Raw genomic sequence first — 25,999 nt, forward strand, 5'->3', positions numbered from 1 at the left:
AAGTTCGTCTGCTCTCGCTGACTTTTTGTTACACCTAAATTATTGTTTTTCTTTGTACTCTCAAAGTTTTTATCACTGTTTACTTTTCTTGGTTCATGTCACTTTTGTTGCGACCATAATATTATATCACTTTTGTTTTTGTCTGTCAACACTTTTTTTATCTTTTTATGCTTTCAAACTTCTTTTTTGATATCTTATTATTATATCACTTCTTAAGTGCCTTAACATTATATCAGCCTTTTCCCTTTCAGTCAATACCTTTTTACCATATTTTTAATATCTTTTATTCTTTATTATAATAATAAAATAATTTTTCATAAGAACCTTGTTATTTCACAATAAAAAATCGGAAAGTTTTTTCTTTCCGATTTTTCTATTAATCCCAATTTAATGTTCTTGACACTGCTTTTTTCCAGCCTTTTAGTTTTTCAGACCTAATATCTTCTGACATTTTAGGCTCAAATTTTTTACCAAGTTTCCAAATTTTCTTTATTTCATCTGTACTTTTCCAAAATCCAACAGCAAGTCCAGCAAGAAATGCACAACCCATTGCAGTAGTTTCTAAAACTTCAGGTCTTGTAACCTCTGCATTTAACATATCAGATTGGAATTGTAACAAAAATCCATTAGCACTAGCTCCACCATCAACTTTTAAATTTTGAATTTTGATATTTGTATCTTCTTCAATACAATTAAATACATCCACACATTGATAAGCTATGGACTCGAGCATTGCACGAATTATATGTTCTCTTTTTGTTCCCCTTGTAAGCCCAAAAATAGCCCCTTTAGCATTCATATCCCAATAAGGTGCTCCGAGTCCTGTAAATGCAGGAACGATATAAACACCATCGGTATCATCTACCAAATTTGCATATTGCTCAGACAAACTTGCTTCGTAAAGCAGTCTTAACTCATCTCTAAGCCATTGTATTCCGGCTCCTGCAATGAAGATACTGCCTTCTAAGGCATATGTAACTTCGCCGTTTAATCCCCAGGCTATTGTAGTCAATAATCCATTTTTGGATTTTAAAACTTCTTTTCCTATGTTCATTAAAAGAAAAGCACCCGTTCCGTAAGTTATTTTAGCTTCAGCTTTTTCGAAACAATTTTGTCCAAAAAGTGCAGATTGTTGATCTCCAATTACAGAAGAAATAGGAATTTTAGCTCCCCCAAATGTATATTCATCGGTATATCCATAAATATCACTTGAATCTCTAACTTCGGGTAAGATAGATTTTGGAATATCTAAAATTTTTAAAATGTCTTCATCCCATTGTAGAGTATTTATATTAAACAACATTGTCCTTGAAGCATTTGAATAGTCAGTTATATGCACTTTTCCTCTTGTCAAATTCCAAACTATCCAAGTATCAACTGTCCCGAATAACAATTCTCCATTTTCAGCCTTTTCTCTAGCTCCCTCAACATTATCTAATATCCATTTTATTTTTGTGGCGGAAAAATAAGCATCAAGTTTTAGTCCTGTTTTTTCAAAAATTAAATTTTCATATCCATCTTTTCTTATTTGTTCACAAATTTCAGCAGTCCTTCTACATTGCCAAACAATTGCATTATATATAGGTTTGCCAGTTGACTTCTCCCAGATAATTGTAGTTTCTCTTTGATTTGTAATTCCAATTGCCTTTACTTCAGTAGGCCTTACAAAATTTCTTTCCAAAACTTCTCTACAAACTCCAGATTGGGTTCCCCAAATATCCATCGCATCATGTTCAACCCATCTTGCTTTTGGAAAAATTTGTCTGAACTCCTTTTGAGATACACCTTTTATATTTCCACTATGGTCAAACAAAATAGCTCTTGAACTTGTGGTTCCTTGATCTAATGCCAAAATATATCCGTCCATAAAACCTCCTAAGCTCTTATATCCATACTTAGTATCCATTTGTGATTAGTTAGTGCAAGAACATATTGCAATGTAAAAATCACTGCAATTGAAAGAAGCAAAAAGACACTCGTATAATATCCTCTAATATTTGGATAAATAAGCCTATATACATAAGTAAAAATTATAATAGGAATTGAGTAGGCGTATTTATATAAAGTCTTATTTACTCCCTTTCCTTTCTTAATTGATATATTTTTGTAAAGTAAGTCTAAAAATGTCGCAAATTCTACAAAAAAGCTTACGGACAAATAAGCCACAATCAAACGTAAGATAGTGTCAAAGTTTAAGAAATTAGAAATTAATGCCCCCCAAATTATTTCGTATATAAAGAATATTAAAAAGAAAATTCCAACATAAATCAAACTGCTCCATGTTTTAATCTTTAAAATATCTTTTCTAGAAAATCCATTTATAAAAAGGTGATTTAATATATTTTGTCTTGAAAAAATGAAAGTTAAAAAGCTTGCACCTAAAATAGTCATAAAAACGTCAGTACTTAAGTCAATGTTAAGGCCTAAAAGTCTTATGAAGAATAAAAATACAAACTCACACAAAACGGAAAATAAAATTCCGATTAAAAAAGTCTGAGATAATAATTTTAAAGAAAATATCAATCCTTTTTTCAATTTAATGACCTCCTTCAGACATTGTAATCGCCTCATAAATTTCCTTTAAGGAAACACTTCTGCCTCCATTTTCCCTAATTTCATCTTCGTCTTTTGCTAAAATATAAGCTACTTTCAATTTGGAGAACTTTTTAACATCTCTTACTACCAAAACATTCTTTTCCTTTGTAATATCACCCATTACTTCGGATGAAGCAGAGATAGAATAAAGCAGTTTTTCAAGTTTTTCCCTACTTTCATAAAGCACAACTTTTTTATCTTTAATAATAATTATATAGTCTAAATAGTCAAAAAAGTAATTTACATTTTTACTATGAATAATAGGGGTATAACCATTTCGTCTATAATTCCCCATTAAAACATCACTTAATTTTCTAATATCTAAACTTGAAAGTCCAATTTCCGGCTTATTAAAAAGAAGATATTTCTTTTCCATACAAATTGTAACTAGAGTCTTAAAAATAGTACAATTTTGAAAATTTTCCTCAACCTTAAACTTTTTATCAAGCTCAAGTTTAAAAGACCTACATAATTCAAAGGCATACAAAAGGTCAAACTCACGATTAAAATCTGATATAGATTTTAGAACCTGTCTTAGAGTATATCCGTTGTAAAAATCCATTTTTGGACACATATAAATCAAATCTCTTGCATCTTCAGGAGCTTTTCCATCAATTAAAACAGTCCCATCATCTTTGAAAGTATAATTACATAAGATGTTAAAAATAGTTGTTCCACCGGAATTAATTCTACCTAAAATTCCATAGGTTTTTCCTTCTTTAATCTCTAAATTAAAATCTTCAATTGCAACAAATTTGCCATAATTTTTCTTTAAATTTTTAATTTCAATCATTTATATTTCCTCTATAATATCTAAAATAATACTCTTAACAACCTTTGCCGACTCCAAAACAAAAGTGCCAAAGTCACAATCAGCCTCTTCATTTGCATTATCAGATATTGAACGCAAAGCTAAATATCTAACATTATTTAAATGACAAGTATGCACAATGGAACAACTTTCCATTTCACAACAAAGAGAATTAAAATTTTCTTTTATCCTATCTTTAATTTCTTTTTTTGCTACAAAAATATCTCCTGTCGCAATAATTCCCTTAAAAATTCTGTTTTCGGGAAGAACTTTTTTAGCCTTTTCATAAGAAATCTCTAATAATTTTTTGTCAGCGATAAATTTTACATCTCTAAGCTCTGGAATTTGTCCTATTACATAACCGGCTTCAGTACAATCAAAATCGTGATAAAAATATTCTGTTCCTATAACTAAGTCGCCAATTTTTACTCTTTCATCAGTAGAGCCTGCAACACCTATATTTATAATAATCTCAGGAGAAAAGTTGTCAATCATACATTGAGTATAAATTGCAGAATTCACCTTACCAACCCCACAAATACCAAGCACAACTTCCTTATTAGAAATATTTGCAAGATAAAAAGTAAAACAACCTCTTGTAACTTTTTTTGTTTCAATTTTATCTATAATTTCCATCAGCTCTTCATCAAGAGCACTTATAATACCTATCATACAACTACCCCCATTTAGATTTTTAATTAATTTTTCAATACTTCCTACATTAATTGTAACATATTTTTAAAAAAATTTAAAAAATTTTAAAACTTTTATTTTTTTAAATTTAATTTAAGGTTTCTATGGCAAAATATATGTATCCTATCCATGAGAAATAAATATTTTTTAAAATTAGATTTACTTTAAAGCAAATCTAATTAATCATAATCTCCTAAATAATCCCCAAGAAAATAACGGAGAGTATGATAACTAAGGCTTACAGCCTATTTAACCACAGCCCTTTTTGATAATTTTTTTAGGCTTGGTATAAAATTATAAGTAATAAGAACCCCGCCCCTCCTCGATGCTTTGCATCGGGTGGGTGCTCGGGAACCTTGTTGCTTCACAATAAAATTGATTAAAATTAGGCTTACTTATTTTGGAAAACCTAATTTTAATCACATTTTACTTTTTAACAAATAAAAACAGAATAATTTGATTCTTTTTTTCATAAATTTTCCTAAAGGAATTATGATGTAATAAATCTATCTTTCCATACCGTATAGAGTTCTTTATCTTTTTATTACATCATAGTTCTTTTTTTATTACTTTTCTATACTATTATACCATAACTAATGATTATAAAAAAGGTTATTTTTAATAATTTATGAATTTTGATAAATCTTTAAAATTTTGTAAATTATAATAATAAAATAACCTATTTTTTATTAATTAACACTTTTAAAGCTAATGAATTTATGATATTATTATATTGTACTTATTAAACACATCCTTTCTGGTTTTGTGATTACTACTATTTTAGGATATTTTTTAATAAGTGCAATTTTTTTGCTTTTTTTTTTACAAATTAAAAGGCTGAGGATCTTTTACTCCCCAACCTTAGTTACTAAACTATAAAAAAGTGTGGAATATCATCCCACACTTTTATATAAAATTATCTATTTATCAACATCTGGAGATTCTTTAGTTAACTCAATTTCGGAATTTCTAAATGGTGCTTTTCCTTCTTGAGGTGATGAAATATCATATTTCTTAACTCTATTATTTACAAATGCCTTTGTAGTATGTGAAAACAAAGGAACTACTATAGCTTCATCATTAATTAGATATTTACTTAAATCAGCATAATGTTGTTTTCTAACCTCTGGGTCAGTATTATCAAGACTTACGATACTAGCTAAAAGTTTATCCAATTCTGGAGAAGTAAATCTTTGGAAGTTAAATTGTTCATGTTTACCATAGAAACCACTTGGATCAGGATTTGAACCAGTACTCCATCCACCCATATACATATCTATATCAGAATCATCAGCTTTTAGTTTATCATAGAATGAGTTAAATTCTATAAGTCTTCCAGTAGTAAGTTCAACATCTAAACCAATTTTTTTCCATTGTTGGATAAGGAATGAAACTGTAGGTTCTTGAGTTGCACCACCTTGCATTGCAGCAAACTTGATTTTTAAAGGTTTACCATTTTTATCTTCTCTAATACCATCGCCATTAGTATCCTTGTATCCCGCTTCATCAAGAAGTTTTTTAGCTTCTTCTATATTATATTTAATTCCTTGATAGTCTTTATTATAAATTGTAGAGAAAATTGGTGGAATTATTTGATATAGAGGAATACTTAAATTACCTTGTAATTTCTTGTTTATAGTATCTCTATCAACAGCCATCGCCATTGCTTTTCTTAAATTCTTATCAGCCATTTTTGCATTAGGATCTGGTACAACTTCCTTCTTTTCATTATCATATTTTCCCAATTTAAATCCTAAATAACTATAACCACCATAGTAATTAGTAACAATCTTACCATTCTTTAGAGCTTTAAATTTTTCATATAAATCAGAACTGAATGAATCAATGATATCAAACTCCCCTGATTTTGCTGCAGCAACAACTTGTGCAGATGGAATCATTTTAATTTCCAATCTTTGAACTTTAGGTTTACCAAAAGCATAATATGGATTAGCTTCTGCGATAACTTGTTGTCCAGGAACTATTTCCTTAATTACATAAGCTCCACATGATAATGGATGTTTTCTTGTAGCATCATGAGATTCTTGTTCTTTAACAGGAATATCTTTATATACATGGTCTGGAACCGGATTGTAAGGTATTCCCTTGCCCCAGTAAATTGAGTGATCAAATTCCTTAAAAGTAATTTCTAAATGTTTATCATCTAGTACTTTAACTCCGGAAACAGTATCAGATTTTCCATCATGATACTCTTTCATACCTACAACATTAAGGTAATCAGTACCAAAACGAACACCCTCATAATCTTTATGTCCAATAATTAGATAATATCTTAAAAAGTCCTTAGCAGTAACAGGAACCCCGTCACTCCAAGTTGCTTTTTCGTGAATTGTAATTATAGCTTTCTTTTCTTTTGGTTTGAATTCGACTTTACCTAAACCTGTAGATCCTAATTTTTGATCAGGGTCTCCATCGAAAAATCCTCCCATTCCAACCCAATTCATGATAGTTGAATCAAAATTATCTTGAGAAAAGGCTTCATGGAATACTCCTTTAAAAACGGATTCACCAATTATACCAACTTTTAAAGTCCCTTTTTCAATAGCTTTTCCTTCATTTTCAACTACTGGATTTACAGTAAATCCAGAATCTTCTTTTTTAGCACTGTCTTTGTCCTTCTTAGCTCCACAGCCTGAAAGAATCATCAAACCAGCTAAAGCTAAAGCTGTTAACTTTGACGCTTTTTTCATTTTAAGTCCTCCTCGAGAAAAAATATTTATTTTTCAAGATAAATCGTTTTCTAATCGGTGTGCCATAAGAGATAATTTTAACACCCGCATTATAGATGAGATGAACTCAATCCCCAAGAAACATATCTTATCTTTACAATTAGGATTATAGCATAACAAAGTACAAAATAAAAGGTTTTTTTTGATAAATTAAAAAATAAACATATTAATCAATCGATATATAACTTTATCACTTGAATAATTCATTCAGTTTTTTATTTTAAGCAAAAAAATATAATAAGATAAAACGGCTTATTTTCAATCTCGAAAATATTTTTATAAATTTTTTAATTATTTTAATTAAAAAAATATTTATTTTTGGAAAAAGTTACATTTTTTTAATATTTTATACATTTTTGCAATTTCAATCACATTTTGCTTTACAAAAGGCAAAAAGAAACCACTCTCGTAGTTTCTTAATGCTAATTTTATACATTTACTATTCCTATTTAATAGGTGCATCAGCGGTTAATTCAACATCAAATAGACTAAAGTTAGAACCTGGAGTTATATCCCATTTCTTAACTCTGTTATTTACAGCAACTATAGATTTTCTAAATAAAGTAGGTACTACCGGTACATTTTCAAACATATAGTTTGCAAATTCTTTGTATGCTTTTGCTCTGTATTCTTTATCAACAGCTTCATAAGAATTAATCTTATCCAAAATCGCATCTAATTCCGGAGTTGCAAATCTCGGGAAGTTAAAGAAGGCTTTTCTTCCATAAAGTCCTGTAGGGTTAGGATTAGATCCTGTTCCCCATGCAGCTTGGTAAATATCTATTTCAGGGTCATCAGCTTTTACTTTATCATAGAATGAGTTAAATTCTATAAGTCTTCCGGTAGTAAGTTCAACATCCAATCCGATTTTTTTCCATTGTTGAATATAGTAATTGGCTATAGGTTCAGCAATAGCTCCCCCTGACATTGAAGCAAATTTAATTTTGAACGGTTTACCATTTTTATCTTCTCTAATACCATCACCATTAGTATCTTTATAGCCTGCTTCATCAAGAAGTTTTTTGGCTTTGTCAATATTTAGTGTATATCCTTTTAATGAATCATCATAGTATTCTTTAAATGCAGGAATCATAAGTTGTGTTGCATTTCTTCTTAAACCTTCATAGAATTTTTCTCCAACTTGGTCATTATCAATGGCATAAGCCATAGCTTGACGCAATTTCACATCTGCCATTTTTGCATTAGGATCCATTACAGCTTCTTTCTTTTTAGTATCCCATTTGCCAAGTTTAAATCCTATATAAGTATATGATAATTCGTCTTTAACAGCTATTTGAACATTCTTTAAAGCTTTAACTTTGCTGTAAAGGTCTGAATTTAAACTAACGGTTAAATCATATTCACCTGATTGTAAAGCAGCAACGATTTGTGCTGATGGAACTATCTTCCAAACAACAGTTTTAACTTTTGGTTGACCCCTATAGTAATGTGGGTTAGCTTCAAAAACAACTTGTTGTCCCGGAATTACTTCTTTAATATAGTAAGGTCCAGGAGATAATGGATTCTTTCTGGTGATATCATGAGCTTGTTGTTCCTTAACGGGAATATCTTTTAATTTATGACTTGGAACTGGTTCAGAAGGAATACCGCCTCCCCAAAGAATACTAGGATTAAATTTCTTAAAGTGAATTTCAAACTTCTTATCACTTAAAGTTTTAAACCCTGAAATTTCCTTACTTTCCTCTTTATTATATTCTTCTATACCAACTACATTTCTCATATCTCCATCAAAACGAACTCCTGTATAGTCCTTATGAGCAACTATTTTATAATATTCTAAGAAGTCTGCAGAAGTTACTGGAGTTCCATCATTCCATGTATATTTTTCATGAATAGTTACAATCACTTTCTTTTCTTCTGGCTTGAATTCAATATCAGCTCCACCTCCGTTTACTAATCTGTAATTTTCATCAACGTTGAATGTACCATTTGTGGAATATACCAAAATTTCCATATCTGGGTTACCATCCGCGAATGCTTGATGGAAAATTCCAGTAAACGGAGAATCACTTATGAAAGCAACCTTAAGTGTTGCATTTTCAACTGGAGTCCCTTTATTCTCAATAACCATATTGTCCTGAACTCCTACTTTTTCTTTTGCCTTTTCAGTATTACCGCAACCTGATAATAAAAATGTTGTTGCTAAGTATAACGCAATAATTTTAGATAATTTTTTCATAATAAAATCCCCCTTTACGTATTTACACGAAATTTTCGCCGTGTATTCGGTGAATAATCACGTTAATAATAATTCACTGCATTGTGTTATATAAAAGATATAAATTTAAGAAGTGTAATCCACTTCTTTACTTACATCCTTATTAACTTTACCATATTATACTATATAATAAATATTTTTGCAATACTTTTTTAATAAAGTTTGTATATTTCTTTTATTTTTATTTTAATAATTAAATAAAATATAGTAAATATTTAGTAACGCATTATTTTTTAAAACTTTAACAAGGCTTGTTGATAAAAAAATGCAGATAAACAAAAGTCTATCTGCATTTTTTACAATTATTTAACTTCTTTTAAATCAGATATCTTATCCAAATTTCCTTTAATTAGAGAATTATCCATTAGAGTTCTAAATATTTTTTCACTATCAATATTTATTATTTTTCTTGGAGTTTTTTTATTTTTGTTAGACTCATTTATTACAAAACTTTTTTCTTCTCCATTAACTTTATATTTAACTACAATTTCTCCTGAACTTGGCATTCCTTCAAGTATAACTTTTTTTGCACCTGTAATGTTCAAATCCGTAGTTAAGGAGTTTAAGTCAACTTCAACAAAGTCTTTGACATTTTTTGTATCTACATTAACAGTAGTATCATAATCTTTGCTTTTATTTTCTCTTCTACCTGCTATCAATAATTTTTCGATTTTTTCAGTAGTGTAATTCAAAGTTTTTAAGTGAGTATTTGGAATTTCAATTTTTTCATCATTTACATCTTTAATCGTGAATTCGTTAAATTGATTAAGTATGGTCCTAATAGGACTTCCAGAAAATAAATTTTTATCGTAAGCACTGTAAGTCAACTCCTTTTTCAGTAAATCATTTTTTTCGCTTCCCTTTACTATTCCCATAATTTCAATAGGATTTTTAACTTCTATAACTATTTTAGTTTTATCTTCCTTTTTTGAAGGCTTTATAAAGGAATATGACAATTTATTATATATTACAGAGTTTTCAACCATTTTTCCTACATAATCAAATCTTGAATTTTTTTCGTTATCAATTCTTTTGGTTATAATATCAATTTTATTTTCATTTTTTTCATCAAAATTTGCTTCATTATCAAAGTATTTATCCTTGTAAGTTACAGTTATACGATTGTATTCATCTTGACTTTTCTTTATTTCTACATTGTAACCCTCATATCTGCTTAAGTCTAAATATTTTATTTCTTTTTCGGTTTTTAAAATTTCTTTAGAGCTATAAGTCAATTTTTTATCAATTTCTTCATCAACTCTCCTTTGAACTTCACAAACCATTTTGTAAGAACCTGTAAAACCGACAACTATTAGAGAAAAAGAAAATATTGACAATACTTTCAGTTTAAAATATTTACCTTTCATATTCGTCCTCCTTTGTTTTTCGTCCATAAACTCTTGAGTACATAAATTTTATTTTTATCCAGTCATTATATTTTAAAACTAATCTATATATGAGTATTGAATAGTATTTAATTAAAATACTCATAGCTATGAAAAGTCCCATAGCAAGCATTATTGGAAAGATTATCCATAATATGCTAAGTGATAATGATGATAATGCTGTTAGAGTAATCGGAGTTAATGTAATAGCAAGTCCTACTCCAAAAATGGTAATTCCTATAAACAAAAACCAGATTCCTCCCAAAATTATTAGCATTATTGCAAAGAATAGAGAAATTATTATTAGGAAAAACATTCCATTTGAAAAGAGGAATATTAAAATCAAATTAAGAATAGCCATGAAAAAAGCTAAATTTAATCCAACATTAAAAATATCACCAGTTCCTCTAAACATCAATACTAAATAGAATATCATAAATAAAATATTCGTAAATGTTAAAATTTTCCCTCCCTTTGACTGTAATCCTTTATTAGTTCTAACTAGAAAGGACATTGAAATGATATATACACCTAATATTTCTGTAATTCCCGTTAAAAACCTAAGACCTACAGATACTTCTATAACTGAAAATATAGCAAGAAACATAAATGCAAAAATTCCATATTTTTCAATAACCTTATCACATCTATTTTCCATAATTTCAATTTCTCCACTTGAATATCTGTCTGACAAATTCTTTTCAAACCATTTATCAAATTTTTGGGCTAATTTTGATAAAATTCCTTGTTTATTTAAAACAGTTTTTTCTTCAGATCTAAGATCCTGAACAATTATTTTTGGAGAACCAAGTTCTAAAATAATTTCTTGCTCAGTTTTTCCGTCTAATTTACCATTTAAAAAATATTCTTCATAATCTCTTAAAATATCTAAACTCTCTTCTTCTGAATAATATTTTAAAAGATAATCTTTTAAGACATCCAAATATTCTACCTTATTCATCATTTTCACCTCTCTTTAAGATACTATCCATCCCATTTTTTAACTTTTCCCACGCTTCCACCTGATTATCATAATATCCCATTCCGGAAGTGGTAATTCTATAATATTTTCTTGCAGGGCCTTCGTTTGATTCAACAATATAAGTTTCAAAAAAGCCCTCTTTACTTAGTCGCCTGAGAATCGGATATATAGTGCCTTCACTTACTTCAATGGATTTTGAAATATTTTGAACAATTTCATATCCATACATATCTCTGTCCATTAAAAAGCTTAAGACACAGAGATCCAACAGACCTTTTTTAATTTGTGTATCCATTTTTACCTCCTTTTCTAGTTGTTTGTTCTATATCGGAATTTATTATATTCATTATTTTTTTATTATCTTATATATATCATACCACAGTACTATACATTACACAATACTTTTTAATGTATTTTCTATTATTTTTTTGAAATTTTTATAATTTTTATAATTTTTTCTTTATTGTGCTTAAACTTATATTGATTTTATTTAAAATTAATGATAGAATTGTATCAATAGAATACTCATATAAAAAGATTCAACTTTAATGTTATGACTTAAAAATTAGAAAAAATATTTTAATATAATTTCTTTTAAACTTAATTTAAGGTTTTTAGAATAAAATAGATACGTTGATACAGGAATATAAAGTTCATATTTATATTTAAATTTGTCTAAATAGACAAATACGTTAATAAAAACTTTGATTAATATATAATCAATCAGCATTGGAGGTGTTATAATGAAACTTTTTTTTGAATATCCCAACTGTACAACTTGTAAAAGGGCAAAAAAGTTCTTAAAGGAAAATGGAATTGAGTTTAAGGAAATCAGCCTTAAAGACAAAACTCCAACTAAAGCTCAAATCAAAGCTGTTCAAGGTAGCATGGGAATTAAGAGGCTTTTCAATACAAGCGGTAAGACTTATAGAGATTTGAATTTAAAAGAAAATTTCGAAAATCTTTCTGTTGATGAAGCTATTAAATTATTAGCAAATGACGGTTCTCTTGTAAAAAGACCTATCTTAATTGACGAAGAAAACAAGATTTTTCTTATCGGTTTTAAAGAAAAAGACTGGAATGTTTTACTCAAAAAATGATTTTTATTAAGGAGAAAAAAATGGAGCAACAATATTCATTAATTGAAATTTATCCTTCTTATGATAGTGATGAATTTCAAAACGATTTCAAAAAAATAGATTGTTTATTAACTGATTTAGAAAAGATTAATTTAGAAGATAGTATTGACTGCATAAAAGCTGTTATAAAGATTTTAGAAGAAGTTAATACTACAATTTATAGGATTTATTCATTTATAGAACTTAATCAGGCAATAAACACTACTGATGAAAAAACAACTTATTATAGCAATAATTTGAATGCTAAACTTTCAAATTATGCAAAAACTTTTACAAAAATAGACAAATTTTTAGGTTCTATCACTGTTGATATTACAAAGGATGAATATTTAAAGAACTATGAATTCTTCTTTAAGAATAAAAAAGAGGCTTTAAAACATGTATTGCCAGAAGATATAGAAGAAGTTATCGCAAAAATGAAACTTTCAAGCTCAAACGCTTGGGAATTTATGTTTAATTTCTTAACATCAAAGGCATCAATAAAATTTAAAGGCGAAGAAAAAACTTTAAGTGAAATTAGAAACTTAGCTTATTCCTCTGATGCGAATGTAAGAAAAGAAGCATTTTACAAGGAATTGGAACTTTATGATAGTATAAAGGATTCAATAGCTTTTTCATTAAATAATATTAAACAAGAAGTGAATACAACTTCAAAGATGAGAGGTTTTGAATCTGCCCTTGATGAATCTTTAGAAAATGCAAGATTAAAGAGAGAAACACTAGATGCACTTTGGTCAAGCATTGACGATTACCTACCACATTTTAGAAAATACTTTAAACATAAAGCTAAACTTTTAGGATATGACGGTGGATTAAAATTCTATGACTTATTTGCAAGTATTGGAGAGAGCGACAGAACTTTCACAGTTGAAGAAGCTCAAGAATTTTTATTGAAACATTTTGCAACTTTTTCAGACGATATGGTAAAAATGGTTAAAGAGGCTTTTGATAAAAATTATATTGACTACTTTCCTAAAAAAGGAAAAGTTGGTGGAGCTTTCTGTAGCAATCTTCCGTTTATAAAACAATCAAGAGTAATGATGAATTTTGACGGAAGTCTTTCTTCTGTTTTAACTCTTGCCCATGAATTGGGTCATGCATATCATGGACTTCATGTTGAAAATCACCTACCTTTAAATTGGGATTATCCAATGCCAGTTGCTGAAACAGCATCAATTTTCAACGAAAATTTAATTATGTCTGCAGCATTAAATGAAGCCTCAGAAAAAGACAAAATTACTTTAATGGAATCTCAAATTTCTGACTGTGCTCAAATAACTGTTGACATCTATTCAAGATTCTTATTTGAAAAAGAAGTTTTTGAAAGAAAACTTGACCACTTTATGATGACTGAAGAACTTGAAGAAATTATGAGAAATGCGCAAAAAGAAACTTATGGAGACGGACTTGATCCTAAAACTTACCATCCATTTATGTGGGCTTGTAAACCACATTACTATTCAGCAGGTTTCTCATTCTATAACTACCCTTACTCATTTGGCGGACTTTTCTCAAGAGGTCTTTATGCAATTTACAAAGAAAATCCAAATGGATTTGTAGAAAAATATCAAGAACTTTTAGAAGCAACTACAATTAATACTTGTGAAGACGTTGCAAAAGTTATGAATATTGATTTAACTAAGAAAGATTTCTGGTTAAAATCTCTTGAAAGCATAAAAGAGGAAATTGATGAATTTATAGAATTAACAAGTAAATAGTTAAAATATATGGCGATTTTTAATCGCCATTTTTTATTGCGAAGCAAGAAGGTTTCCGGGTTCCTCCCGATGCGAAGCATCATGGAAAGGTAAGGTTGTTATTGCGAAAAAATTAAATAAATGTTGCCATATCTTTACCTTAAAATATTGACAATAAACGTCCCCTATGTTATCCTAAAGTTGATAAAAATTTTTTATATAAAATGAATGAAAATCAAATTAACAAGAATGGCGGTGCTTTATGAAATTTAAAAAACTATTTATTTGTTTATTTGTATTTTCTCTATTTTTAACTTCCTGTTCCAATAAAACAACTAATGAATCTAGGTCAAATGCAGAAGACAATAGAGAGATGAAAAAACAAGCTATTGAAAATGTCGATTTTGAAGAAGAGATAAAAAAGGTTGAAATTCCAAAAAACGCCACTGATTTTCGTTTTTTAAATTATAATCCTGATAATAATAAACTTTATTTTGCATATACGAGTGAAGGCAATATTTTTTATGCCTCAAAAAATTTAAAAAACGAAAATATTGATATAATTTATGAAATAACCGGTAACGAAAAGGAAAATATGTATACTATTGCAAAAGACGGTGTTATTGGTGAAACTTTGTATATAGTAAAGGTTAATAACAAAAATATTGCAAATAATACTACATATACTGTAGGCAAAAAAGACTCTTATGAATATAATTTTATTGTAGTGGATAAAAATAAAAATGTTCAAAAATATTTTAATGAAGATAAAGCTGAAATTTCCGGTGATTATCAAGTATATAACAAAGTTCCTTCCATTGCAGTTGACGGGCGTAATTTAATATTAACTTGTGAGAATAATGTTGGAAAAGATACTCTTAAATCCTATATCCTTAGATTTAATGTTGATGATGCGAGTTTGAGATTACTTAAAGAAGAAGAACTGAATATTAAAAATAATAAAATATCCGGTAATTATATTATGTTTGCAGGTGGAGTTGGAAACGAGATATACTACCAAGTTGTAAATTACCAAAATGATGATAAAATGGAAAAAGGTTCAGCAGATGTTTATAAATTAATTTCAGAAGATGAATCTAAAAAAGTTTTAGAGCTAGATAAGATTAAAACTCCAGAAAATGTAAAAAATAGGAAATTATTATTTGTTTCAGGCGATGATAAACTGTTATTTACAAGCGACTATGTAGCAAAATCAGCAAAATACAATACAGGGAAAGTATTTAATTTAGAGAATATGGAAAGCACAGAAATTCCATATGTTACAGGTGGAGATGATTTAACAGATGCCTACAAAATAAATAATTTATATTTGTTAGATAATAAAAACAATATCTATGTTTATAATGATGAAGGAAAATTATTATTTCAAAAATCTTATGAAAACAAAGAAAAAATAGTTTCTAAAATTTCCGTAACTAATGACTGCATCTCTTATTTAGTTAAAGAAAATAAAGATTCAAAAGAAGCAGAACTTCATATTCTTAAGCTTAAAACAAAATAAAATTAACAACATACAAAAAGGGCATTTCGTCTGAAATGCCCTTTAAATTACACTGAATATTATATTTTTTTAATTTTCTCTTAACCCGTTTGGAATTATAATTTCTTTTAGTAATTTTTCCTCTTCCTTTATTCTAATATACATTACAAAAATGTATAGAGGAGAAATTACTAAAGCCGTATATAAAGCATGACAAAGTAATGCAAGTCCTGTCAATTCAGGTAAAATATTTAAAAAATAATTAGGATGTTTTATATTTTTGAATAACCAGTGATTGACAAATTTATGATCCTTTAAAATCATAAGTTTCACTGTCCAAATATCTTTTAGCAATCTTGTAACTGTATAGAGCATAAAGATTGAAAAAACTATTAAAAACAAACCAAGAAAACTGATTTTATCAAATTTTGGCTTTCTAATAATCGCCTCAATAAAACAGAATAAATAAAATAATATATGTAAGATAGTAATTCTCTTAGAATTTTCTACCCCATATTCTCTCCCGCCATCTTTTAGTATTTTTTTCTCGTTTTTAATTGAAATCTTAAGAAAAAATAATCTAATAATAAAAACAGCTATAACAATAGCATAAATCATATAACTCATATTACCCCCAAATAATTGTTACATAATATTCAATGCAATCAAAAATATTTTAACATAAAATTAGACTTTTTACCATAATTTCAATACCTTTTTCTCACAAAAAAATAGAGCCCAAAGACTCTATTTATATTTTTTTAGTTTCTTTTTGCAATTCCTGGTGTAGTCATTGAGAATACATCTAAAATATTGTCAATTTCTTCTTCAGTCATAATTTTTTCTGAAATTAGAACTGCCTTTACAGGTAAATTTTGTTCAATAGCCTTATGAATAACTTCAACTGATTTTTCATATCCAATATGTGGAGCGAAAGCTGTTACAATTCCATAGCTATTGTGAACCATATTTTTAGTTCTTTCTACATTTGCAGTAATTCCCAAAATACAGTTATGAACAAATGTATTTGCTGCTCTACCAATTGTTTCAACTGATTCAAATAAGTTATAGAAAATAACCGGTTCAAAAGCATTAAGTTCAAGTTGTCCTGCTTCTGCAGCCATTGTAACTGCAACATCATTACCTACACAGTTAAAAGCGACTTGAGATACAACTTCAGGAATTACAGGATTTACTTTTCCCGGCATGATTGAGCTTCCAGCTTGTCTTGCAGGTAAATTGATTTCTGCAAATCCACAAGTTGGACCTGAAGACATAAGTCTTAAGTCATTAGCTATTTTAGACATACTGATTGCACAGCTCTTTACAAGACCTGAAACGTGAACAAAAACGTCAATGTTTTGCGTTCCGTCAATTAAGTCTTCTGCTTGTACTAATTCCATATCTGTAACTTGAGCGAGATTTTTTACAATCTTATCCATATAACTTACATCAGCATTAAGTCCTGTACCAATTGCAGTTGCTCCCATATTTACAGTTTTTAAAACTGTACATGCAGTTTTGAATAGTCTAATATTTCTAGCAATAACTGTTGAATAAGCTCTAAATTCTTGTCCAAGTCTAATAGGAATAGCATCTTGCATTTGAGTTCTTCCCATTTTTATAACATCATCAAATTCTTCAGCTTTTGAAATTAAAGCATTTTCTAATTCTTTTAAGCTTTCAATTGTTTCACCTAAAAGTCTGATAAGAGCAATTTTACCACTTGTTGGATAAACGTCATTTGTAGATTGTCCCATATTTACATCATCATTAGGATGTATTATTGAATAATCTCCAAGTTTTCCTCCTAAATGTTCAATAGCAATATTTGCAATTACTTCATTGGCATTCATATTATGACTTGTTCCTGCTCCTCCTTGAATTGGGTCAACAATGAATTGATCTAAATATCTTCCCCAGATAATTTCATCACAAGCATAAACTATTGCATCCTTTTTCTTTTCGCTTAAAACTCCAGCTTCAAAGTTTGTAATAGCACAAGCCTTCTTAATTTCAGCAACTGATTTAATCATTTCAGGATTTGTTTTTCTTCTTGTAATCTTGAAATTTTCTGTTGCTCTTTGAGTGTGAATTCCATAATAAGCATTTTCCGGAATTAAACTTTCCCCAATACAATCATGTTCAACTCTGTATCCTTGTTTTGCTTCCATAATATTTTCTTTACTCTCCTTTATATAAAAAATATTTTAAACCATTTTTTTAGGGTCAACAATTTCATCAAATTCTGACTCTGTTAAATAACCGAAATGTAAAACTGCTTCTTTTAATGTTATATTTTCCTTAAAAGCATATTTTGCACATTGACTTGCCTTATCATATCCAATATATGGATTAAGTGAAGTAACAAGCATTAAAGATTCATTCAAATATTTATTTACAACTTCTTTATTAACCTTTATTCCCCTTACACAGTTTTTAACAAAAGATTCCATTGCATCTGAAAGTAAATTTACAGATTCAACAAAACTATGAATAATAACTGGCATATAAACATTAAGCTCAAAATTTCCTTGAGATGCACAAAAACTTATAGTAGTATCATTTCCTAAAACTCTTGCACAAACCATTGTCAAGGCTTCTATTTGAGTAGGATTTACCTTACCCGGCATAATTGAACTACCTGGTTCATTTGCAGGAATTTCAATCTCTGAAAAACCACAACGTGGTCCACAAGCTAAAAATCTTATATCATTTCCTATCTTAATTAAATCCATTGCAAGTGCCTTAATAGCTCCATGAGAAACTACAACAGCATCTTTCATTGTCAAAGAATGGAAGAAATTTTCAGCAGGTTTAAAGTCTTTTCCTGTAATTTTTGAAACATATTTTGCAACAATGTTCTTAAAGTTTTCTCTAGTATTAATTCCTGTACCAACTGCAGTTGCTCCAAGTGAAATTTCTAAAAGACCTTTTCTTGTAAATTCGATATATTCCAAACATTTTTCAATAGAACTTCTATAACCACTAAACTCTTGAGAAATCTTAATAGGTACAGCATCTTGTAAATGTGTTCTACCAATCTTTATAACATTTTTGTTCGCATCTTCAAAAGTCTTAAAAGCTGAAATCAAAGTTTTCATTGACGGAATAAGCTTTCTGTCAATAACGTCTAAACAAGCTATATGCAAAGCTGTTGGAAAAGTATCATTTGAACTTTGAGATTTATTTACATCATCATTTGGATGAATTAAAATTTTACCCGCCTTTTGATTTGCATAATTTGCAATTACCTCATTCAGATTCATATTAGTTTGAGTACCACTTCCCGTTTGAAAAACAACAAGTGGAAAATGTTCATCAAGATTTCCACTATAAATTTCCTGAACAGCATTTTCTATTGCAGAAAATTTTTCCATATTTAAATCTCCAAGCTCATAATTAGCCATAGCACAAGCATACTTAACAGTCGCCATAGCCCTTATAACTTCTGTTGGCATTTTGTAATTTCCAATTTTGAAATTTTCAAAACTTCTCTGTGTAGTCGCTCCCCAAAGTTTGTCGCTTTCTACCTTAATTTCTCCAATAGAGTCTTTATAAATCTTATAACCCATTAAGAACCCTCCTATATTTAAACAATTTTTATACTGAAAATAAATATAATTTATTTTTTATTACATACATTACCTAAAATGAGCAAAAAAAATTAATTCTATTAAAATAAAATTATTTTTATCTTAAATCTATACTATTTTAAAACCTTTTTCATCATACTTTTCCTTAAACTTTTTATCTAAACGGAAAGTATGATATATCATAATCTTCTTTTTGATTATTTTTTATGGTAATTATGATGCAATAAATATGTCTTTACGCCTTGTGGTAAAGACAATTATACCATAATTCCCTTTTGATTATTTTTTTATGGTAATTATGGTGAAATTAATAGTCTTTACAAAAAGTTTTCTTTACTATTCTATTAATTAAAATTAGGTTCACAATAAGCTTATCTAAATTGGAAACCTAATTTCATCATACTTTTCCTTAAACTTTTTATCTAAATGGAAAGTATGATATATCATAATCTTCTTTTTGATTATTTTTTTAATGAAGATTATGATGAAATTAATATAGTTTTACCATTAGGTGTAAAACTATATTAATTATAACACAAAAAAAACAAAATGTTTCACTTTTTGTTAATTTTTTGTTAGTAAATAATTATATAACGATTTTTTCTTATGGTTTACATTTATATGACTATAAATCAGCTTAGTTGAAATTTATAAAAAAAGTGCCAAATCAATAAGTTTGACACTTTAAATTTTAAAATACTATTTATTTTTTCTCTTATTTCCAAGAACTCCCAAAGCAATTCCTGAAACAGTCATCATACCTAAAGACATAATAGCATTAATATCATAAGCTGTTTTTGGCAATTTTTGCTCTTTTTCAGGTGTAACAACTTTTTTGTTATCCTCTTTTTTAACAATATTTTGTATCTTTATTCCATCTTTCATATTTCCAGAATAAACTACACTATACAACTTACTTGCTAGGTTAATTAAATTTTTATTATCTTCTCCAACTTCTTTAACTGTATATTCATAAGGCTTTTGATTTTCTTCAGATTCATAAACTTTTAAATCTTTGAACTCGCCTTTCCAGTTATTTGCTTTACTCAATACAAGTTTTTGTCCAGTTGGTTCACCATTTCTATACAATTCAACTTCTATCTTATCTACTGGAGCAGTGATTTCTTTTCTATCTTCTCCCAAAAATTCGCTTTCTACCTTAACATCAATTGTTGGTACAACTGCAGGTGATGTTTCATTTTTATTCTTATTTGTAATTGTAAATCCTTTATCTTCATCCCCTGTAATAACACTTTCATAACCATCTATAGTTTTCTCTTTTATATAATATTTATACTTATGAGTAAATTCTTCATCAAGAAAAAATTCTTCTACATCTTTGAAAGTATATTTCCAATTATTTGCTTTATTTAACTTCACTGTAGCTACAGTTTCCGTTATTTTTTTTACTTCATATTTTTGGGTTTGAGGATTGTATTCTCTTTCATCATGATCTCTATATAATGTTACCTCTACTTCATCCTTAGGAGCACCAATCCATTTCTTTTCAACTGGAATATCAAAAACAGATTTATTAATAATATCAAAATAATCATATTCTGCCTTATAACCTTTCACTGGTTTTTCTAGAACTTTATATTCAATTTCATGTCCATCTTTTTCATCATACAACGGTTTTTTAATAAAAGCATATTCCCAATCGTCATCTTCAGTCAATACCGCAGTATCAATAACTTTTCCATCTGCAAGAAGATAAATAGTTATTGAGTCAGGCATTGGAACTTTAGAATTTAACTTATCATGATTTATTTGTTTTACTCCAGATAAACTAGCTTTTTTCGATTTACTATTTAATAAATCAGGATTTAACATCGCTGGTGATATATCTGGCTCTCTATTCCAATATTTAGTAACATAAATAGTTCTTAATTCAGAGCAATTAATAATAAAACCATTTTTAATATCTCCAGTAATTTTCGCTTTATATCTAGTATGATTTTCATCATGTAATTTAATATTATAATTGATAGGTGTACCATCAGGATTGTTTTTATCTAAACCCTCAAAAACATGTTTCCAATCAGAACCTTTAGTAATTGCAACTGTATTTATTACTACATCATCAATCAGTAAATCTACCTTTACAGTTCTCGAATTGTCATCATCACCTACCCACTTACATTGTACTGCAATATCAATTTTTTCATCTGAAGATTTTCCATTATTTTTTGCAAAAACTTCATTTTTAGCAAAAAGTCCAGAAAAACTTCCAATAAAAATTGCAAATACAAGTAATCCAATACTTAATATTCTTTTCATTCTAAAATAAATCCTCCTAAAAATTTTATTAATCTATTAATTTGAACATACCGCCGATATAGTATACCACAAAATTCACATTTTGTCTATTTTATGGCATAAGTTATTAATATAACAAATTTATCCTTTAACCTACAGATAAAGTTTATTGTAAAATAATTTTATGCAAAAAAATAACAACTATAAAATATAATTTATAATTGCCTTTAATTTGATAAAATTTCTATTGCCTTTAAATATTTTTCTCTTCTACTTATATCTTTTTCTGTTATTGTTTTTAATCTCTTTAAATTTGAATTATGTCTTAAATCAGACAATTTTACAACAGAAGCTATTTTATTAGTTTTTATTTTATCTATATAGTTAAAATAATCTTCATCAGAATTATGTGTTAAAAGTAAAATTGCTTTCATTTGTTCTTTGTCTAAAAATTTAAAATCCTCTATACTATACAAATCGCTATCTTCTAGTACATCATGTAATAATGCGACAGTTTTTGCTCTAACTCCCTTTACTCCCAAAGCAACATTAAGTGGATGAAAAATATAACATCTGCCTGCTTTGTCTTTTTGCCAGATATGAGCCCTTAACATAATAAAAAACGCTCTAAATACTCTAAATATAATTCCTCCTTTATTAAAAACTATACAGTATTTTTATACCCTTTTTAATGAGATGAATATATCTATTTATCTCCTATTATTTCTTTCAGAAAAACTATTGCTTGTAAACAAGCAATAGTTGAGATTTTCACAGTCGATTGTGCTCAAATCAAAGATTTGAACAATCTTTGCGTCAGACCTACTTTTGTTTACAAGTAAACAAAGTTAGGGCTAGATCCATTTCGCTTCGCTACAGTCGAAATGACGTATAAAGTAAATCCCTTTGTTTAAGAGATAGACGTTAATAGTAAATAAACTTAAAACAATAAAAAACGTTGGAAAAAATTCCAACGTTTTAAATTCATATTTACTATCTCTTTGAGAATTGTGGGCTTCTTCTTGCCTTTTTAAGACCATATTTCTTTCTTTCTTTCTTACGAGGGTCTCTTGTTAAGAAACCAGCTCTTTTTAATACAGGTCTTAATTCAGCAGAAACTTCCAATAAAGCTCTTGCAATACCATGTCTGATTGCTCCAGCTTGTCCTGTAAATCCGCCACCTTTAACATTTACATAAACATCGAATTTACCAAGACTTTCTGTTATTTCTAAAGGTGCCTTTGCAGTAACCTTTAAAGTGTCGTAATCAAAATATTCTTCTATATCTTTTTTATTAATAACAAATTTTCCGTTTCCAGGTGTTAAAAAAACTCTAGCTACTGAAGTTTTTCTTCTTCCTGTTCCAATATATTGAGTTGCCATATATGTTAATCTCCTTTCTATTCCTATTTATTTAATGTTAAAACTTCAGGTTGTTGTGCTTCGTGATTGTGTTCTGGACCTGCATAAACCTTTAATTTCTTGAACATTTGTCTTCCTAAAGTATTCTTTGGAAGCATTCCCTTAACAGCTAATTCAATAACTTTTTCAGGTTTAGTTTGTAACATTTTTTCATAAGAAATAGCTTTTAAACCATTTGAATATCCAGTATAGTATCTATGTTCTTTTTGTTGTAATTTCTTACCAGTTAATTTAACTTTTTCAGCATTAACAACAATAACATAATCTCCCATATCGAATGATGGTTGGAATCTAACATTTTTCTTTCCTCTTAAAATTGAAGCAACTTCAGTTGCAAGTCTACCTAAAACAACATCTTTTGCATCAACTACATACCATTTACGATTTACATCGCAAGGTTTTGCTACGTAACTCTTCATTTTTTCCTCCTTAATTCTTTTTACAATATTGGGTTATTTAGACATCGCTACCCAGCGATTTTGTAGGCGAGGACTTATTAATCGCAACCTCGACTGCTATGCGATTGATATTGTAAAAAGACAAGGCTTTTTAAATATCATATATCCAAAAGTGATACCAGGTTATTATACCATATATATACACAAAATACAATACTTTTAATAACTTTTTACAATTCTCTTAAAACATCTTTTGAAGTTTTTTCAATTGGCTAACTTATTCTTGCAATTTATATATTAGTTTCCTTTAGCATCTTCTGCATCTTTTTCAGCTTTTTCCTTTGCTTTTTTTATTTCTTCTTGTATTTTTTTTCTTGCTTTTTCAGCTTCTTCTTTTACTTTCTTAGTTTGATCTTCTACTTCATCATTTACTTTATCCTGAGCATCTTTTCCTTTTTGTTTAGCATCTTCTAAGGCTTTCTCAGCTTCTTCTTTTGCTTTTTTAGTTTTCTTTTCTACTTCTTCCTTTACTTTATCCTGAGCATCTTTTCCTTTTTGCTTAGCATCTTCTAAAGCTTTCTCAGCTTCTTTCTTTGCCTTTTCAGTTGCGTTTTCGTTATTTTTTGATGAACAAGCACTAAAACCCATAGTAGTGATAAGCAATAATGCAAATAATTTTAAAGATTTTTTCATAATTCCTCCTAATTTTATTTATTTTTATTAAAAATTTTTTACAAAAATTTCTAACACTCATATTCTATACTAATTTAAAGTTTTTGTCAAATTACTTTTCCAATTTTATGATTTTAAGACTTTTGATGTTAAATCGGGATAATTCCCAATTATGGCATCTACTCCCATGTCAATAAGATACTTCATTGTTTTTTCGTCATTTACTGTCCAAGTATTAATATCAAGTCCCATTTTTTTAAAGTCTTCAACCCAAGAAGGTTTTTGCAAAAGCATATAATATCCAGGATGAACCGCTTCATGCTTAATTCCTCTCATATATTCAACTGTATTCATCATTGGACTTTCAAAAAGTAGTCCCGTTTTAAAACTTGGGTCAATCTCTTTACAAAGTTCCATTGATTCGTGATTAAATGAGGATAAAATTACATTTTCTTTAAGTCCAAATTCTTTTATCATATTGATAACAGCCTCTTCAAGTCCACAATAAAATACATAATTATTCTTAAGCTCTAAATTTACAAAGAGTTTGTTGTCCTTTACAATTTGTAAAAATTCGTCTAAAAATATAATCTTTTCTCCTAAAAATTCACTTCCTTTATGTGAACCAAATTCCATTTGCAAAAGTTCTTTAGAAGTCAAATCCTTTATAAAACCACTTCCATTTGAACAAGTTCTGTCAACAGTGTCATCGTGGATTATTACAAGTTTTTTATCTTTAGTCATATGGACATCAGTTTCAAAACCATCACAATCAGAATGTTCAATGGCCTTTAAAAAAGCAATTTTTGTATTTTCAGGATATTGCCCTGAAAAACCCCTATGAGCCAAATTTAATATTTTTTTCATAATATCTCCTTAATTTTAAAACATATATGACTAAAGTATATCACTTTTACAAAATTTACTCAATAATATTTAATGTTTAATGAATTAGCAAAGGGGTAAAAATTTAAAGTATACAAATACAAAATATTTTATTCGCTAGGGGTGCTACTAAGCTGAGAAATACCCTTTGTACCTGATTCAGTTAATACTGACGTAGGGAAGTTGAATAGTCTTTTTTTGTGGACTTTCTAGTGAATATCTTAGGAGGTTTTTTTATGGAAAATTTTGGAAAATTTTTCTCAAGTACTGCAGGAAAAACAACTATTATATTGTTGATTTCCTTTGCATTTTTATTTTTTGTCTTTTATTTTAAAAGAGATGAAAAAATATTTTCTACAAAAGCACTAACTTATTCAGCCATTTTATTGGCACTTGGAATCAGTGCAAATCAGATAAAGTTTTTAAGACTACCACAAGGTGGAAGCGTTACTTTATTTTCAATGATTTTTATTGTTTTCATTGGTTATATGTTCGGACTTAGAGTAGGACTTATAGCCGGTATAACTTTTGGACTTCTAAATTTATTGATTAAGCCAGAAGTCTATACTCCAGTTCAAGCAATCATCGACTATATTTTAGCTTTTGGTTCTCTTGGACTTAGCGGATTATTTGCAAATAAAAAAGATAAATTAATACCTGCATATCTTATTTCAATTACAGGAAGATTTATCTTTGCTACATTATCAGGATATGTGTTTTTCAGCTCTTATGCACCACAAGGTTGGTATCCATTAAATTATTCAATCTGGTATAATTTTTCATATATTGGGGCTGAAGGAGCTTTAACTGTCGCACTGCTTTTAATACCAATTGTAAGAAATACTTTAGAAAAATTAAAATCGAGCAATTTTAAGACAAATTAATTTTTATAAATAAGAACCCCACCCTTCCTCGATGCTTCGCACCGGGTGGGTCCCGGGAACCTTGTTGCTTCGCAATAAAAACCCCACCCTT

At 28.4% G+C, this 25,999-nt stretch carries 22 protein-coding genes and 1 riboswitch; of the genes, 4 read left to right on the forward strand and 18 right to left on the reverse strand.

Going from position 1 to position 25,999, the window contains the following annotated elements:
- Window positions 1–376: 376 nt before the first annotated feature.
- From glpK to VJI93_RS07080, 9 genes are all read right to left on the reverse strand, one after another.
- Complete coding sequence (gene glpK, locus VJI93_RS07040) at window positions 377–1,867, reverse strand: glycerol kinase GlpK (RefSeq protein WP_324000209.1); 1,491 nt, start codon at window positions 1,865–1,867, stop codon at window positions 377–379.
- Window positions 1,868–1,875: 8 nt separating this feature from the next.
- Window positions 1,876–2,535 (reverse strand): hypothetical protein, encoded by a 660-nt coding sequence (locus VJI93_RS07045; RefSeq protein WP_324000210.1) that lies wholly within the window; start codon window positions 2,533–2,535, stop codon window positions 1,876–1,878.
- 1 nt (window position 2,536) lies between these two features.
- Window positions 2,537–3,388, reverse strand: a complete 852-nt coding sequence (locus VJI93_RS07050; protein ID WP_324000211.1) for an ATP-binding cassette domain-containing protein — start codon at window positions 3,386–3,388, stop codon at window positions 2,537–2,539.
- Window positions 3,389–4,078, reverse strand: a complete 690-nt coding sequence (locus VJI93_RS07055) for a 5'-methylthioadenosine/adenosylhomocysteine nucleosidase (RefSeq protein ID WP_324000212.1) — start codon at window positions 4,076–4,078, stop codon at window positions 3,389–3,391. It lies immediately after the preceding gene.
- A 941-nt stretch (window positions 4,079–5,019) separates the two neighbouring features.
- Window positions 5,020–6,810 carry an oligopeptide ABC transporter substrate-binding protein gene (locus tag VJI93_RS07060; RefSeq protein ID WP_324000213.1) on the reverse strand — a complete coding sequence of 597 codons (1,791 nt, stop codon included), beginning with the start codon at window positions 6,808–6,810 and terminating at the stop codon, window positions 5,020–5,022.
- Window positions 6,811–7,294: 484 nt separating this feature from the next.
- Window positions 7,295–9,049, reverse strand: a complete 1,755-nt coding sequence (locus VJI93_RS07065; protein ID WP_324000214.1) for an oligopeptide ABC transporter substrate-binding protein — start codon at window positions 9,047–9,049, stop codon at window positions 7,295–7,297.
- A gap of 341 nt (window positions 9,050–9,390) precedes the next feature.
- Window positions 9,391–10,455, reverse strand: coding sequence for a hypothetical protein (locus VJI93_RS07070; protein WP_324000215.1), 1,065 nt, complete (start codon window positions 10,453–10,455; stop codon window positions 9,391–9,393).
- Window positions 10,445–11,434, reverse strand: coding sequence for a DUF1700 domain-containing protein (locus tag VJI93_RS07075; RefSeq protein ID WP_324000216.1), 990 nt, complete (start codon window positions 11,432–11,434; stop codon window positions 10,445–10,447). Before VJI93_RS07075 ends, VJI93_RS07070 begins: the two co-directional genes overlap by 11 nt.
- The gene (locus tag VJI93_RS07080) at window positions 11,427–11,750 is read right to left on the reverse strand and encodes a PadR family transcriptional regulator (RefSeq protein WP_324000217.1); all 324 of its coding nucleotides are present in this window, start codon (window positions 11,748–11,750) and stop codon (window positions 11,427–11,429) included. The genes VJI93_RS07075 and VJI93_RS07080 overlap by 8 nt, the downstream gene beginning before the upstream one ends.
- Before the next feature lie 448 nt (window positions 11,751–12,198).
- Here VJI93_RS07080 and VJI93_RS07085 point away from each other — a divergent pair, with 448 nt between their 5' ends.
- The 3 genes from VJI93_RS07085 (at window position 12,199) to VJI93_RS07095 (ending at window position 15,813) form a co-directional block, all read left to right on the forward strand.
- Window positions 12,199–12,555, forward strand: coding sequence for a Spx/MgsR family RNA polymerase-binding regulatory protein (locus tag VJI93_RS07085; protein WP_324000218.1), 357 nt, complete (start codon window positions 12,199–12,201; stop codon window positions 12,553–12,555).
- Between the two features lie 20 nt (window positions 12,556–12,575).
- Entirely contained in the window at window positions 12,576–14,312 is a 1,737-nt protein-coding gene (locus VJI93_RS07090) for a M3 family oligoendopeptidase (protein ID WP_324000219.1), read from the forward strand.
- A 241-nt stretch (window positions 14,313–14,553) separates the two neighbouring features.
- A complete protein-coding gene (locus tag VJI93_RS07095) occupies window positions 14,554–15,813 on the forward strand; it encodes a hypothetical protein (protein ID WP_324000220.1) in 1,260 nt (419 codons plus the stop codon).
- Between the two features lie 69 nt (window positions 15,814–15,882).
- Here VJI93_RS07095 and VJI93_RS07100 read toward each other — a convergent pair whose 3' ends face one another.
- The 9 genes from VJI93_RS07100 to VJI93_RS07140 form a co-directional block, all read right to left on the reverse strand.
- Entirely contained in the window at window positions 15,883–16,419 is a 537-nt protein-coding gene (locus VJI93_RS07100) for an isoprenylcysteine carboxyl methyltransferase family protein (protein ID WP_324000221.1), read from the reverse strand.
- A gap of 134 nt (window positions 16,420–16,553) precedes the next feature.
- Window positions 16,554–17,966 (reverse strand): aspartate ammonia-lyase, encoded by a 1,413-nt coding sequence (locus tag VJI93_RS07105; RefSeq protein WP_324000222.1) that lies wholly within the window; start codon window positions 17,964–17,966, stop codon window positions 16,554–16,556.
- Window positions 17,967–18,002: 36 nt separating this feature from the next.
- Window positions 18,003–19,367: a class II fumarate hydratase gene (gene fumC / locus VJI93_RS07110; RefSeq protein ID WP_324000223.1), complete on the reverse strand. Its 1,365-nt coding sequence runs from the start codon at window positions 19,365–19,367 to the stop codon at window positions 18,003–18,005.
- Between the two features lie 720 nt (window positions 19,368–20,087).
- On the reverse strand, window positions 20,088–21,668 hold the full coding sequence (locus VJI93_RS07115) for a Cna B-type domain-containing protein (RefSeq protein ID WP_324000224.1): 1,581 nt from the start codon (window positions 21,666–21,668) through the stop codon (window positions 20,088–20,090).
- A gap of 206 nt (window positions 21,669–21,874) precedes the next feature.
- A complete protein-coding gene (locus VJI93_RS07120) occupies window positions 21,875–22,261 on the reverse strand; it encodes a GTP pyrophosphokinase (protein WP_324000225.1) in 387 nt (128 codons plus the stop codon).
- A gap of 379 nt (window positions 22,262–22,640) precedes the next feature.
- Entirely contained in the window at window positions 22,641–23,030 is a 390-nt protein-coding gene (rpsI, locus tag VJI93_RS07125; protein ID WP_324000226.1) for a 30S ribosomal protein S9, read from the reverse strand.
- 23 nt (window positions 23,031–23,053) lie between these two features.
- A complete protein-coding gene (rplM, locus tag VJI93_RS07130) occupies window positions 23,054–23,488 on the reverse strand; it encodes a 50S ribosomal protein L13 (protein WP_324000227.1) in 435 nt (144 codons plus the stop codon).
- A gap of 276 nt (window positions 23,489–23,764) precedes the next feature.
- Window positions 23,765–24,160 (reverse strand): hypothetical protein, encoded by a 396-nt coding sequence (locus VJI93_RS07135; RefSeq protein WP_324000228.1) that lies wholly within the window; start codon window positions 24,158–24,160, stop codon window positions 23,765–23,767.
- A gap of 105 nt (window positions 24,161–24,265) precedes the next feature.
- Window positions 24,266–25,006 (reverse strand): glycerophosphodiester phosphodiesterase, encoded by a 741-nt coding sequence (locus VJI93_RS07140; protein WP_324000229.1) that lies wholly within the window; start codon window positions 25,004–25,006, stop codon window positions 24,266–24,268.
- Window positions 25,007–25,133: 127 nt separating this feature from the next.
- A riboswitch (TPP riboswitch) is annotated at window positions 25,134–25,222 on the forward strand.
- Window positions 25,223–25,260: 38 nt separating this feature from the next.
- Between VJI93_RS07140 and VJI93_RS07145 the strand changes: the two genes are divergently transcribed.
- Window positions 25,261–25,908: an energy-coupled thiamine transporter ThiT gene (locus VJI93_RS07145; protein WP_324000230.1), complete on the forward strand. Its 648-nt coding sequence runs from the start codon at window positions 25,261–25,263 to the stop codon at window positions 25,906–25,908.
- The last annotated feature ends 91 nt before the right edge of the window (window positions 25,909–25,999 follow it).

The sequence above is a fragment of the Parvimonas sp. M20 genome (assembly GCF_035282425.1).
In the GTDB taxonomy this organism is placed as follows: domain Bacteria; phylum Bacillota; class Clostridia; order Tissierellales; family Peptoniphilaceae; genus Parvimonas.

Excerpts from the sequence above, each read along its gene's own strand:
- VJI93_RS07115 (WP_324000224.1), bottom strand. The coding sequence starts at position 21,668 with ATGAAAAGAATATTAAGTATTGGATTACTTGTATTTGCAATTTTTATT.
- VJI93_RS07075 (WP_324000216.1), bottom strand. The coding sequence starts at position 11,434 with ATGAATAAGGTAGAATATTTGGATGTCTTAAAAGATTATCTTTTAAAA.
- rpsI (WP_324000226.1), bottom strand. The coding sequence starts at position 23,030 with ATGGCAACTCAATATATTGGAACAGGAAGAAGAAAAACTTCAGTAGCT.
- VJI93_RS07060 (WP_324000213.1), bottom strand. The coding sequence starts at position 6,810 with ATGAAAAAAGCGTCAAAGTTAACAGCTTTAGCTTTAGCTGGTTTGATG.
- rplM (WP_324000227.1), bottom strand. The coding sequence starts at position 23,488 with ATGAAGAGTTACGTAGCAAAACCTTGCGATGTAAATCGTAAATGGTAT.
- VJI93_RS07105 (WP_324000222.1), bottom strand. The coding sequence starts at position 17,966 with ATGGAAGCAAAACAAGGATACAGAGTTGAACATGATTGTATTGGGGAA.
- VJI93_RS07120 (WP_324000225.1), bottom strand. The coding sequence starts at position 22,261 with ATGTTAAGGGCTCATATCTGGCAAAAAGACAAAGCAGGCAGATGTTAT.
- VJI93_RS07065 (WP_324000214.1), bottom strand. The coding sequence starts at position 9,049 with ATGAAAAAATTATCTAAAATTATTGCGTTATACTTAGCAACAACATTT.
- VJI93_RS07100 (WP_324000221.1), bottom strand. The coding sequence starts at position 16,419 with ATGAGTTATATGATTTATGCTATTGTTATAGCTGTTTTTATTATTAGA.
- VJI93_RS07095 (WP_324000220.1), top strand. The coding sequence starts at position 14,554 with ATGAAATTTAAAAAACTATTTATTTGTTTATTTGTATTTTCTCTATTT.
- glpK (WP_324000209.1), bottom strand. The coding sequence starts at position 1,867 with ATGGACGGATATATTTTGGCATTAGATCAAGGAACCACAAGTTCAAGA.
- VJI93_RS07085 (WP_324000218.1), top strand. The coding sequence starts at position 12,199 with ATGAAACTTTTTTTTGAATATCCCAACTGTACAACTTGTAAAAGGGCA.
- VJI93_RS07055 (WP_324000212.1), bottom strand. The coding sequence starts at position 4,078 with ATGATAGGTATTATAAGTGCTCTTGATGAAGAGCTGATGGAAATTATA.
- VJI93_RS07090 (WP_324000219.1), top strand. The coding sequence starts at position 12,576 with ATGGAGCAACAATATTCATTAATTGAAATTTATCCTTCTTATGATAGT.
- VJI93_RS07070 (WP_324000215.1), bottom strand. The coding sequence starts at position 10,455 with ATGAAAGGTAAATATTTTAAACTGAAAGTATTGTCAATATTTTCTTTT.
- VJI93_RS07080 (WP_324000217.1), bottom strand. The coding sequence starts at position 11,750 with ATGGATACACAAATTAAAAAAGGTCTGTTGGATCTCTGTGTCTTAAGC.
- VJI93_RS07140 (WP_324000229.1), bottom strand. The coding sequence starts at position 25,006 with ATGAAAAAAATATTAAATTTGGCTCATAGGGGTTTTTCAGGGCAATAT.
- VJI93_RS07145 (WP_324000230.1), top strand. The coding sequence starts at position 25,261 with ATGGAAAATTTTGGAAAATTTTTCTCAAGTACTGCAGGAAAAACAACT.
- VJI93_RS07135 (WP_324000228.1), bottom strand. The coding sequence starts at position 24,160 with ATGAAAAAATCTTTAAAATTATTTGCATTATTGCTTATCACTACTATG.
- fumC (WP_324000223.1), bottom strand. The coding sequence starts at position 19,367 with ATGGGTTATAAGATTTATAAAGACTCTATTGGAGAAATTAAGGTAGAA.
- VJI93_RS07050 (WP_324000211.1), bottom strand. The coding sequence starts at position 3,388 with ATGATTGAAATTAAAAATTTAAAGAAAAATTATGGCAAATTTGTTGCA.